General features: G+C 66.7%; 9 protein-coding genes. 3 read left to right on the top strand and 6 right to left on the bottom strand.

The window, feature by feature from the left end; translation table 11 throughout:
- Positions 1-386 precede the first annotated feature (386 nt).
- Positions 387-1712, top strand: a complete 1326-nt coding sequence (locus G1H11_RS10405) for a diguanylate cyclase (RefSeq protein ID WP_163818510.1) — start codon at positions 387-389, stop codon at positions 1710-1712.
- Between the two features lie 106 nt (positions 1713-1818).
- On the opposite strand, the gene G1H11_RS10400 is transcribed toward G1H11_RS10405, so the two are convergent.
- The gene (locus G1H11_RS10400; protein ID WP_163818509.1) at positions 1819-2670 is read right to left on the bottom strand and encodes a YndJ family transporter; all 852 of its coding nucleotides are present in this window, start codon (positions 2668-2670) and stop codon (positions 1819-1821) included.
- A gap of 420 nt (positions 2671-3090) precedes the next feature.
- Here G1H11_RS10400 and G1H11_RS10395 point away from each other — a divergent pair, with 420 nt between their 5' ends.
- Positions 3091-4317, top strand: a complete 1227-nt coding sequence (locus G1H11_RS10395; protein ID WP_163818508.1) for a DegT/DnrJ/EryC1/StrS family aminotransferase — start codon at positions 3091-3093, stop codon at positions 4315-4317.
- Here G1H11_RS10395 and G1H11_RS10390 read toward each other — a convergent pair.
- From G1H11_RS10390 to G1H11_RS10370, 5 genes are all read right to left on the bottom strand, one after another.
- Complete coding sequence (locus G1H11_RS10390; RefSeq protein ID WP_163818507.1) at positions 4301-5146, bottom strand: Gfo/Idh/MocA family oxidoreductase; 846 nt, start codon at positions 5144-5146, stop codon at positions 4301-4303. The genes G1H11_RS10395 and G1H11_RS10390 overlap by 17 nt on opposite strands.
- Before the next feature lie 120 nt (positions 5147-5266).
- On the bottom strand, positions 5267-6262 hold the full coding sequence (locus G1H11_RS10385) for a substrate-binding domain-containing protein (protein WP_163818506.1): 996 nt from the start codon (positions 6260-6262) through the stop codon (positions 5267-5269).
- Between the two features lie 72 nt (positions 6263-6334).
- The gene (locus tag G1H11_RS10380; protein ID WP_163818505.1) at positions 6335-7378 is read right to left on the bottom strand and encodes a Gfo/Idh/MocA family protein; all 1044 of its coding nucleotides are present in this window, start codon (positions 7376-7378) and stop codon (positions 6335-6337) included.
- A gap of 87 nt (positions 7379-7465) precedes the next feature.
- The gene (locus G1H11_RS10375) at positions 7466-8254 is read right to left on the bottom strand and encodes a 6-phosphogluconolactonase (RefSeq protein ID WP_216843635.1); all 789 of its coding nucleotides are present in this window, start codon (positions 8252-8254) and stop codon (positions 7466-7468) included.
- Positions 8255-8420: 166 nt separating this feature from the next.
- Positions 8421-9434, bottom strand: coding sequence for a dihydrodipicolinate synthase family protein (locus G1H11_RS10370; protein ID WP_163818800.1), 1014 nt, complete (start codon positions 9432-9434; stop codon positions 8421-8423).
- A gap of 510 nt (positions 9435-9944) precedes the next feature.
- On the opposite strand from G1H11_RS10370, the gene G1H11_RS10365 reads away from it, so the two are divergent.
- Positions 9945-11774 carry a peptide ABC transporter substrate-binding protein gene (locus G1H11_RS10365; RefSeq protein ID WP_163818504.1) on the top strand — a complete coding sequence of 610 codons (1830 nt, stop codon included), beginning with the start codon at positions 9945-9947 and terminating at the stop codon, positions 11772-11774.
- Positions 11775-11776 lie beyond the last annotated feature (2 nt).

Raw genomic sequence — 11776 nt, 5'->3', positions numbered from 1 at the left:
GCAACCCATCCATCACCAGCTCCAGTTCGTGTCCCGCAGAACCCAGTTCGTGTCACGCATCACTCACACCTCCAACCCGCTCGAACCCACACCGCAACCCATCCATCACCAGCTCCAGTTCGTGTCCCGCAGAACCCAGTTCGTGTCACGCATCACTCACACCTCCAACCCGTCGTGGATTCCTTCGGCTAGCCGAGGGAAGCAGCCGCCTTGTGAAACTAGCCCGGCACACGCTGAACTACATCACTATTGTCCCCGTTTGGGTCGAGACAAAGCTGACACATTGGACTACGATAAGAAGCCGCAAAGGATCTCGCGCTGTTTACGCAGGTAGAGGCGGTAGGGGTGTGTTGGCCAAACCACGGGCTTGGGTATCGAACTGGGCCGTGTGGCTTGCGCCGCGAACCGTTCTGATCTATGTCCTCATCGTCAACGGCATCGCGCTCGCCGCGACGTTGGCTACCGCGTGGCTGGTCCCGATTAGCAGCGAGGATCTCTTGAGGTTCGGTGTCCTCGGCGCCTGCGCCGTGGTGGCGATCGAGATGACCCGGCAGATAGAGCGCAAGCGGGAGTACGTTCGAGGCTCTACGTCGGGCTACATCGACACCAAGGCAGTGTGGAGCTTCGCCGCTGTGCTGGTGCTTCCGCCAGCGCTAGCGTCGGCGATGGTCATTCTCACCTATTTCGTCGCGTGGTGCCGGATCTGGCCCAGCACCAGGCCAGTGCCCTTGTACCGATGGATATTCTCGTGTGCGACCGTGCTGTGCGGGACTCAAGCGGCCGGGATCGTTCTCGCAGCGGGATCAAGCTCCTACCCAGGAGTACCCGCCTCCCTGACCCTGGCGAGTGTCTTCGACCTCGGAATCATCGTCTTCGCGGCCGCGTTGCGGTTCTCGATCAACGTCGGCCTGGTCATGGTCGCGATTGCCTTGTCGAATCCGACAGCACGGGTCCGCGACCTGTTCACAAACTTCGGCGATCAGCTGCTCGAGGCGGGCGCCATGAGTCTGGGGTTGGTCGCGGCGGCTGTGGTTGTGTCGAACCCCATTGTGCTCGTCGGTATCGTCGTCGCGCTGGTGGCGCTTCACCGCGGCGTTCTTGTTCATCAGTACGAGCAAGCGTCGCGCATTGACACCAAGACCGGATTGGCTACCGCCGGTCGTTGGCATGAGTTCGCCGAGCAGACGCTTAGCCGGTCCGAAGATCGCAACGCGCCCATGGGGCTTCTGATCATCGACCTTGACCATTTCAAGACTGTCAACGACACTTACGGCCACCCGTTCGGCGACGAGGTTCTCGAGGCAGTAGCCAAGGAGCTCTTGTCAGAGGTCCGCGATCAGGACGCATGTGGGCGCTGGGGCGGCGAAGAGTTCGCAGTAGCCCTTCCCGATGTAGGGAACGTTCAAAACCTCTACAACGTCGCGGAACGCATCCGTCGTCGGGTTCAGTCCATCGTCTTGGAGACGCCAGGCGGGAGGACTACTGAGACGCTGAGTTTGAGCGCGTCCGTCGGCGCCGCGCTCTATCCGGCCGAGGGCATCTCCACGCTTGACGAGTTGATCCTCGCGGCGGACACAGCGCTCTACGATGCGAAGAACAGCGGACGGAACACCGTCCGGCTCAGCATGACCGTCCCGTCCGTGCCGCCTCCGGATCTCGCACCGGCCGAGATCGACACCAAGCCTCAAGGCTCATCGCCCGCGCCTTCGTGATCCGGCACTCCGGCACGTGGCGTCAGGCTTGCTCGAGTTCTTGCCGTTCCAGTGTGACGACAGCGGTTCCGGCCGGCTCACGGCACCGCCGCCGCGTCGGCCCCGATCAACGCCTTTCAGCGTTCTCCACGTGCCGCCGTTCCTGACGCAACCGGCCCCAGGCGAGCATTCCGCAGACAGCAAAGCCCAGCGCGTTGGCGATACCGTGCGTCGCCGCCATCCAAGTAAGCGACAGGTGCGGCACCGCGTCCCACACATGTCCCGCCGCCCAACTCAACGCCAGCACCATGGTCGCCGCCAGTATCAAGGCACTACCGGCAAACAGCCATCGCGTGACGAGGCTGGGCGAGGCAGGACGCACGCGACGCCATATGACCCAACCCAGCATCCACATGCCGGCCGTCAGCACGGCCGCCCCGACGAGTTCCACCTCTTCAGACGTGAAGTAGCCGAGCAGGACCAACGCCGTCCCGGCCGGAACGGTCAGAGCGGCTATCTCGGACGCTACCGAGCGGACAGTGCTGGCAGCCAGGCCGGCGACCAGAGCCGCGGCAAATCCCGCGAAGTGGAAATGGGCGACGGTGAGGGCGAGAACAGTCATTCCGAACCCGAACAGCTCGTATCCGCCACGCTCGGCCACCAGGCTCGTGGCGGCTATCGCCGGCGCCACCATGGCGGTCAGAATGGCGATCTCCACCGGCGCGACCGATCTGCGCCGCAACAGGCGGAACAGTGCCAAGACGGCCAGCCACGCTGTCACGAGCGCATAGGCACCGGCCAGCACCACGGCGAACGAGCCACGTTCCAGTAGCAACGACACCGCTCCGAGAAGCCCAGCCACGGGCCAGATCTGCGTGATAGGTCCGAGCCGGCGGTGTTCGTCGTCCATCAGGCGCAGCCCTAGCGGAACGACGACGACCATGCCGAGCGCCACTACAAATCCGACCAGAACCGTCACGTTGGTGACCGTAACCGATGCTCAGTTGGTCCGTGCGTCGAGGTCGGCGGTGCTGTCCATGCCAGCTATCCGCCTCGCCGGCATGATCCCCGGTCGGATCCGGAGGGACCGTCACCCCGGCAGCCGCGCTCGTCAACGCTATTTGATTAAAATCACACTTGATTAAAGTTTTAGGTCACACTTAAACCGCGGCACCTAGCTTCTCCATGGAACCGCAGGTGGATGACATCTACCTCCGCTGCTCCATGGAGTGCCGCGATGCCCGCCACCGATTCTGGTGCTGGATATATGACAGCGTCAATTGAGATTTAAGTCTTCAAGAAATTGCTCAACTGCACTAGGCTGCAGCCAACTGCGCACACGAGCCGCGCTTGGGGTCATAGACCCCAGCCGCCGGCGGCGAGGGAGTGAGGATCACCCATGACAGTCCACGAGTCCACGTTGGCGCTACACGGAGGGCCGCCGGCCCTGCGCGACAACGACCTGCCGACCTGGCCCGTGTTCGGTGAAGCCGAACTGAGCTCCGTGCACGACGTCATCGCGTCCGGCAAGTGGGGAAGCATCCACGGCGACGTCGTCGCGGGCTTCGAGCGCGAGTTCGCGGCATACCAGGACGCGGCGCACGGCATCTGCCTGGCCAACGGCACGCTCGCCATCGCGGTCGCGCTGCGTGCGGCCGGCGTGGGTATCGGGGACGAGGTGATCGTCCCGCCCTATACCTTCATCGCCACGGCATCCGCCGCCCTGTTCGTCGGTGCGGTTCCGGTCTTCGCTGACGTCGACCCAGCCACCCACCTGCTCGACCCACACGCAACCGAGGCAACGATAACCAGCCGAACCAAGGCCGTCGTGGTGGTGCACCTGGCCGGCCGCCCCGCCGATATGGACGCCTTCGCCGAGATCGGCCGGCGACATGGTCTCGCCATCATCGAAGACTGCGCACAGGCACACGGGGCCGCCTACAAGGGGCGCCGGGTCGGCGCCATCGGAGACGTCGGCACGTTCAGTTTCCAGAGCAGCAAGAACATCACCGCGGGTGAAGGTGGCGCCGTCACCACCGACGACGACGCCCTCGCTGCCACGCTGTACTCGCTGGTGAACGTCGGCCGGGTCCCCGGCGGGGGCTGGTATGAGCACGCCAGCGTCGGCTACAACCTCCGGCTGACCGAACTTCAGGCGGCGCTCCTGCGGGCCCAGCTGGCACGGCATCCCGCGCTGCAGGACGTACGGGAACGTAATGCAACGTTACTCTCCCAAGCCCTCGCCGACGTGCCGGGCATCCGGCTCGCGCCGGAGAATCCTGACGTGACCGCCCACGGCAGGCACCTTTTCGTCTTCCGGGTTCCCGAACTCGGCGCCGGCAGCGTCCGCGACACCGCCGTGAAAGCCCTGGCGGCCGAAGGACTGCCCGGCGCATCGGCCGGCTACGTACCATTGCATCGCAACGAGGCGCTGATGCGGGAGGCGCGAGCCATCGCCGATCGTCTCGGCCAGCCCTACCCGCTCGCCGAACTGCCGGCTGCCGATCAGGTGTCGGCGGACACCATTTGGCTCCCCCAGGCCTACCTGCTGGGCGATGAAGACCAGACCCGCGCGATCGCGGCGGCGGTGGCGAAGGTGGTGACCGGGCTCAGAGCTGCTCTGTGATCGCGGTGAGCAGCCTGACCGGTGTCACGAGCTCTGCGTATGGGGCCGGAGCCTGGCCGGCGAGTGCCGCATCCAGGAACCGGTCGAGCCCGGTCCCGTGAGCCAGCGTGTCGGACGTGATCTCCCGGTGCGCGACACCGTTCGGTCCCGCGACAGTGGCGTGCCAGGGCACCCGCCCGCCGTCTGCCCTACGGATGAAGACGAGCACCAGCTGCGTGCCTCCGGCCTGGGCGGTGGCCACCACGCCGTCCTTGACCGTGTGCACCGAGACTCCGCCATCGAGTTCGGGGTTGCCGAGCAACTCCAGCGCCGCTTCCACCACGTGTGGGCCGTAGAAGAACAGGCCGGCGTGGGGGTCGTCGGGATCCGCCGGGCCGAGCACGGTCACCACCGAGCTTTCGCCCAGCTCACCGGCCGCCTTCCGGAGGTCGAGAATGCCCGGCGCGTGGCGCAGGATGGACCAGGACGCCAGGACGCCGCCGCCCGCTTGGGCGGCTTTGATCATCGCCTCCGTGTCGGCCACCGTCGTCGACGTCGGCTTGTCGACGAAGACGTGCTTGCCGGCCTCGAGCAGCGGAACGGCGTGCTCACGGTGCAGCCCCCCGTGCCGATTGCACACCACGGCTGCGTCGATCTGGTCCATCACCTCGGCGAGCGAGCCGGTTACGGTGTCGATTCCGCCCTGGTCGGCGAGGGTCCGATTCCTCTCTGTGTCCCCGCCCGCCAGCGCGACGACTCGTGCGTCCTGGCGGTGCTGGTCGATGTTGAGGTGGCGGACGAAGTGGTCGGCGTGTGAGTTCTCAGTGCCGACAATGCCTATCCGTAGCACGTGCGGACTCCTCAGATCTAGACTTGCAAGCGGTTGCAATTCAGTCCAGTCTAGCGTATCGCCGCGGCGGGCCACCCTCCAGATGCGAAGAGGATTCTGTCCGATCCGGACGTGAGACGGTCACGGAGTCCTGGCCGCCACCGGGCCCGTCGACGCGCGTGTGACGGGCACCCCGGGCAGGGTGACCCGGCTCGGCCGGCCCTCCGGCTCGGCGACGCTTTCACGCAGAAGCTCGACCGCCGCCCGGCCCAGCTCCCCGAACGGTGCGGTCACCGTGGTGAGGCTCGGGGTCACCATCCGGGCGAGCAGGACGTCGTCGCACCCGACGACGCTGTAGTCGCCGGGGACGGCCACTCCTCGGGATGCCAGTTCGGCCAGCACGCCGCAGGCCATGACGTCGTCGAACGCGAACGCCGCGGTAGTTCCGGTAGCCAGCAGCGCGGCGCCGGCCTCCCGGCCACCGTCGAAGGAGGCGTCGTACGGCTTGAGCTCGTCCAGTACTACCTCCGCGCGTGCCGCCCACGCGCGCACTGTCCGGGCGCGTTGCTGAGCCGCCCACGAACTCGCAGGCCCACCGAGCAACGCCACCCTCCGGTGGCCGTCGCGCACCAATTGGTCCCCAATGGCCGCGAGCGCGGCGCCGTTGTCACAGACGACCGACGGCAGGCCACGGATTACCCGATTCATCAGCACACAGGGCAGATCTTCCGCGGCGTTCTGCAGGTCGATCGAGCGTGCCCGCGGCGACGCCAGGATCAGGCCGTCCACCTGACCATGAAGCCGGCTGATCAGCTCGGCCTCCGCGGCGCTTTGCTCTTCCGCGTCGACCAGGAGTACCGACCAGTCGTGATCGCCCGCCGCCCGTTGGACGGCCCGCACGAGTGGTGGCATGAACGGGTTGGTGATGTCCGGCACCACCAGGCCCACCATCGCCGTCCGGCCTGTCGCGATGGCTCGCGCGGACTTGTTCGGCCGGTAGCCCAGCTCGGCCGCTGCCGCGAGGATCCGCTGCCGGACCGAGTCCTTCACCAGATCCGGCCGGGTGAACGCGCGCGACACCGTCGACGACGACACACCGCAGGCCTGGGCGACGGAATATATGGTGACCCGAGGCACCGAATGCCCTCCTCACGTGCCGACCAGACAGCCTGGCGCTGGCGCCGACTCTATCCGCCCGCGCCTGGCCGCTCAGTAAAAGCCGGTCTGCTGCCGGGCCTGTTCCATCAGCGCGATCTGCCGGCGGACGCTCTGCGGTGTGACGAACACGTCGGCGCCGTCCTGGAGCGTCTCCGCCAGCCTCCGGTAATAGAGAACCGTCCGTTCACCGCTCGGCGGCTCCAGGTCGATGGTCTCCTCGTGCCAGTCGATCTGCTCGCCGGTGCCGTACTGCCGCCCGGCGACGGCGACGCGCTCGTCCGTCTCCAGTTCAGTGAGGCCTGCCGGGTCGAACCAGCGCACGGTCAGCTTGTTCGCTTGACTGGTCAGACCGCCGGTGGTGCCGGCGATCAACCAGTCAGGCTGGGGGGTGGCCACCACGGAGCTGGATTCCAGGTCCACCGCTGGGCCCGTGGGAGTCTTCAGGCAGAGCTTGACGTGGTCCTCCGCATCGCCGGCCGAGACGGTCCGGCGCAGGTCCGCGAATAGTTCCACCGGCCCGTCATCCATGAACAGCAGCACCTGATCGAGGAGATGCGAGGCCGTGTTCGGCAGCTCGCCGCCGCCGAGCCTGCGTAACGTCTGCCAATCCGCCCGGCGGGCGAAGCGATGCAGGGCACGGCGGATCAGCACCAGGTCGCCGAGGCGTCCGGAGGCGATGACGTCCTGGATCGCCAGCAGCTCGGGGTCGAATCGCCGGTTGTGGAAGCAGGTGAGCACCCGGTCCGCCTTCTCCGCGGCCGTGATCATCAGGTCCACCTCATCGGCGCTCTGCGCGAGCGGCTTCTCGACCAGCACGTGCTTGCCCGCGCTGAGCGCCTCCAACGCCAGCGGCACGTGCGTGTGCGACGGTGTGGCGACGACCACCAGGTCGACCGTGCCGTCGTTGATCAGTTCCTCAGGCGTGGTGTATGCGGCACACCCGAACTTGGCCTCAGCCTCGGCGCGACGCTCAGCCATCGGGTCGGCGACCGCAGCCACCCGGTACCGGTCCAGCTGCGCGATACCTGCTGCGTGGATATTCCACCCACTGCGACCCAACCCGATGATTCCGACGGAGATCCGATCTTCTGTCATGCTCGCCTTCTCTCGCTGGTCTGGCTCCCACCTTCTCGCATGATCACCGGCGATTGCGCGGAAGTCCACGTACGGGATGGCCAATGATCACGGGAGGAGGCTCGCTGCAGGGGTGTCGAGGAAGATCTCGACGTCGGGGTGTGTCCGCAGCGCGGTGGCAGGACAGCCGGGCCCGACCGGGGCGGTCATCATCCGCGCCACAGCGGGCGCCTTGTGCTCCCCCTGCACCACACCGATGATCGACGACGCGCTGAGCAGGGCTGGGACCGTGAGGGTCAGCGCCTCCCGCGGCACATCCTCTAGTGCGCTGAAACACTCGTCGTCGACCTGTTGCTGCCGGGACGTCTCGTCAAGGGTGATAAGCCGGACCGCCTCCGGGTCCTCGAAGTCACACTGGTCCGGCTCGTTGAACGCGATGTGGCCGTTGACACCGATCCCGAGACAGGTCACGTCGATCGGCTCTCGCCGCACCGCATCGGCATAGCGTCGCGCCTCGGCGGCCGCGTCGTCCCCTGGAGTGATCGGCTCCAGATGCAAGGGCGGAAGCCGGTCTCTCAGCCATTGGGCGAACGACTGTGGGGCGCCGTCCGGCAGGCCGATGTACTCGTCCATATGCAGGGCGCGCACTCGAGCCCAGTCGATGTCCGGCTGCACGCGCAGAGCGGTCAGGAACTCCTCCTGAGAAGGCGCGGCGGCGAAGATGAGCCGGGCCTGTCCGCGTTCCGCCAGCGCCGTTCGCACGAGCTCGGCCACTGCCCGGGCCGCGGCCGCCCCCGCTGCGGCGGCGTCCGGGTACACGGCCGGCCGCAGCTCCACGTCACGTTCGGTCGACTCCCACGCCGTCATCGCAACCTCCAGGTCTGCAAGCGGTTGCATGCTACCGCACGGCAGGCGCGACGGCCAGCGACGGCCAGCTCCACGACCACGGCCGACCTGCGACTGGTCCCGTGGAAGCCTGGTGTTGTGCTGGATCGGTCCCAAGGAAGCTTGGTGTCGCCCCAACGACATCAAGCCTCCATGGTGCACTGGCCCTAGGCAGGCGCTAAGCCAGCCAGCGTTCCAGGTTCTCCGCGACGAACTCGTCATCCCGGAGGTGCGGATACGCGGACCAGATCCGGTCGATCTCGGCAAGCTGTCCGACGCCCAGAACCTCCTTCTCGTCCAGGCACCAGATGCCCTCCAGCAGGCCCTGCCGCCGCAGCACCTCGTGGATGCCGGGGATGCACCCATGGAAGTTGTTCCGCGCGTCGAAGATCGCCGCGTTGGCGTCGGTCAGCGCTGTGTCCATGTCGATCGCACGACGCAGTGCGTCGTCGTCCCCAGCCTTCGCCTGCCGAACCGTCTCCAGCAACTCGACCGCCGACCGGGCCCAGACCGCCCACTGCCCGAGCAGCCCACCGACGAACTCGGCGCCGCTCGGGTACGTGGCCAGTAGGTCGCCGACGATGTGGTCGTCGTTGCCCGTGTAGAAGGCGACGTCCGCGCGCCGGTCGGAGTCGGCCACGCCGTGCACGACGTCGAGGGTGGCGTAGCGGTCGAAGGGGGCGACCTTGACGCCGACGACGGACGGGATGTCCGCGAGCTGCCGCCAGAACGGACGCGTGAGGGGTCGGCCACCCACCGCAGGCTGCAGGTAGAAGCCCACCACCGGAAGCACCTCGCCGACGGCCCGTGTCCGTGCGAGCAGTTCCTCGTCGCTGAGCTCAGTGGCCCCGTACGGTGCCAGCAGCGCCAGGTGGTAGCCGAGCTCCGCGGCCAGCTCGGCCTCCGCCACCGCCTGCGAGGTGGACCCGCATACCCCGGCCACCAGGACCGGAGACCGGTCGGGATACTCAGCCGCGGTGCTCGCCGCCAGCTGCAGAACCGGCGACAGAAGACCGCGCTCAGGCTCGTGGATGGCGAACTGGGTGCTGTGCACCGCAACCGCCAGTCCACCGGCATCGGCCTCCAGATAGTAACGGGTGAGCGCACGCTGACGGCGCTCGTCCAGACGCCGGGATGCATCGAGCGCGAGCGGATGTGCGGGAATCACCATGCCCGCGCGGAAGGTCTCCATGGTGTCCTGGCCGAGGGGCGACGCCAGCGGTGCGGAGCCGGCGGTCACGACTGGCCGCCGGGGAGATCAGCCTTGGCTTCGGTTGCCGTCCACTGCACCAGGTTGTCGTCAGTTCGCACTATTCGTCCCACCATCCACTCGTCCCGTTCACGGCTTCCCGGCACCGGAGCTGCTCGGCGTGTCAGCCCACGCTCCGGACGGCCGCGGGTCACTGAATCCTAATTTAATGTTCCATAAAGTCAATATTAGAACCTCTCCTTAATTGACCTCCTCACCCGGCCCGGATGCTGGCGCGAACCCGGCGAATGGACGAGTTCGAAGCCAAGGCGACTGCGATCAACAGCAAGCAAGGACGAATCAGAATCCACCGAACCGTTGACACATCTCGGTAGATGGAAATAAAGTCCGCTAGAAATTGCGCCATCGGGCAGCCGAAATGTTCCATCACGGTTGCCATCTGATGTCGCGCGGCTGGCCGCCCGCCTGCCCGAAGACGAAAGAGGTGCACCGATGGACAGATCCGCCTCCTCGGGTCCCACTCTGTGGCCCGGCATCAACCGCCGCGAGTTTCTCCGCGTATCAGGGCTGATCGGCCTGGCGGCCGGCGGCAGCTGGTCCCTCACCGGCTGCGGCCTGTTCGGCGAGGAGGAACCCGGCGGCACTCCCGCTGAAGGCAACGAAGGCGACGGCGCCCCTGCCGCCGGCTCCACGCTGCGGATGAGTTTCACCACCATTGACGTCCTGGACCCACAGGTCATCACCAACGGCATGTGGATCCTGTCGCGAGGCGTCCTCGAAGGCCTCGTCTCGCAGAACGAGGAAGGCACCGACGTCGTCCCGGCCGTCGCCGAGCGATGGGACGTGTCCGAAGACGGCCTCACCTACACGTTCCACCTGCGTGAAGACGCCCGCTGGTCCAACGGCGACCCGGTCACCGCTGACGACTTCGAGCGGACATACCAGCGGCTGCTCACCCCCAGCAGCGGGGGTACCGGCGGCACCACCATGGGCGCCAACTCGTATCAGATGACCACCGGCATCAAGGGCGCGGCCGAGCATCTCAACGGCGCCACCGAGGACTGGTCCGACGTCGGGATCGAGGCCACTGGTGACCGGGAGCTGGTGCTGACACTCGCGCAGCCCAATCCCGACTTCCTGCTCGCGATGACCCACCCGGCGTTGCTTCCGCTGCACATGGACACCCTGGACGAGCACCCGGATGACTGGCAGGCTCCCCCGAACTTCCTGTCCAACGGCCCGTTCGCCGTGGAGAGGTTCGTCCACAACTCGGCGCTCGACCTGGTGGTCAACGAGGAGTACTGGGACCGCGGCTCGGTGCAATTGGAGCGGATAGAAATCACGCTGGTCGACCCGGGCGCGAATCCCGGCACGGCCACTATCCCGTACGAGAACGAGGAAGTGGACATCCTCCCCCTCGAGGTGGCCGACGTGCTGCGCTTCGAGAGCGATCCGGAGCTCGCCGAACACGTCCAGGCCGTCGACACCTACAGCATCGGCTATCTGGCCACGCTGCGCAGCAAGCATCCCGCGCTCGAAGACGTCCGGGTCCGCAAGGCGCTGTCGATCTCGCTGGAACGGGACGTGCTCGCCGGCGTGATACCGCAGACCCGTCCTGGTCTCTCCCTCGTCCACGATCGGGTTGAGGGCTGGGACGACCGGATCGCCGTCCAGGAGAACCTCGACGAGGCGAAGCAGCTCCTCGCCGACGCCGGATACCCCGACGGCGAGGGCCTCCCGGCCGTACGCATCCTCTCCGGCGTGGACAACCCGATCGTCGACGCCATCGTCGACCGGTGGCAGCAGAACCTCGGCATCGACGCCGTCGTCGACCGCGTCGAATCCGGCGTCTACGTCGAACGACGCTGGCAGGTCCAGGAAGACGACTACATCGGGTTCTACTGGGGCACCTTTGCCGGACTGCCCACCTGGGCCACGTACGTCGGTGCGCTGTGGTCGCCGACCGACATCCAGAAGTTCAGTCTCCCGGGCGACGTCTGGGCGGAGTATCAGGAGACGGAGGCGGACGAGGATCTCAGCGGGTCCGAAAAGTCCTCGCGGCTCAGCGAGCTGATCTCCGAGAACGCCTCCGAAGGCTCGCTGCAGATGGCGGATCTCGTCGCCGAAGCCGTGGTGGAGCTGGACGATGACGCCCGCCTGGAGCTGTTCAAGGAGGCCGCTCGGCTGCGGGAGGAGGAGTATCTCTTCTTCTCCGTGGTCTGGCTGTCGGCGTTCTTCGCCGTGCGGCCCACCATCTCCGGCCTGCAGCTGAGACGCTACCCGGACTTCTTCTACCTCAAATCGCTCGGCATCGAAGCGTAGGC

Source organism: Phytoactinopolyspora alkaliphila, assembly GCF_010550695.1.
GTDB lineage: Bacteria > Actinomycetota > Actinomycetes > Jiangellales > Jiangellaceae > Phytoactinopolyspora > Phytoactinopolyspora alkaliphila.
This window is presented reverse-complemented; position numbering and strand designations above follow the sequence as displayed.

Bases quoted from the DNA above. Each gene is read 5' to 3' on its own strand.
- G1H11_RS10395 (WP_163818508.1), top strand. From the start codon at position 3,091: ATGACAGTCCACGAGTCCACGTTGGCGCTACACGGAGGGCCGCCGGCC.
- G1H11_RS10380 (WP_163818505.1), bottom strand. From the start codon at position 7,378: ATGACAGAAGATCGGATCTCCGTCGGAATCATCGGGTTGGGTCGCAGT.
- G1H11_RS10375 (WP_216843635.1), bottom strand. From the start codon at position 8,254: ATGCAACCGCTTGCAGACCTGGAGGTTGCGATGACGGCGTGGGAGTCG.
- G1H11_RS10370 (WP_163818800.1), bottom strand. From the start codon at position 9,434: ATGGAGACCTTCCGCGCGGGCATGGTGATTCCCGCACATCCGCTCGCG.
- G1H11_RS10365 (WP_163818504.1), top strand. From the start codon at position 9,945: ATGGACAGATCCGCCTCCTCGGGTCCCACTCTGTGGCCCGGCATCAAC.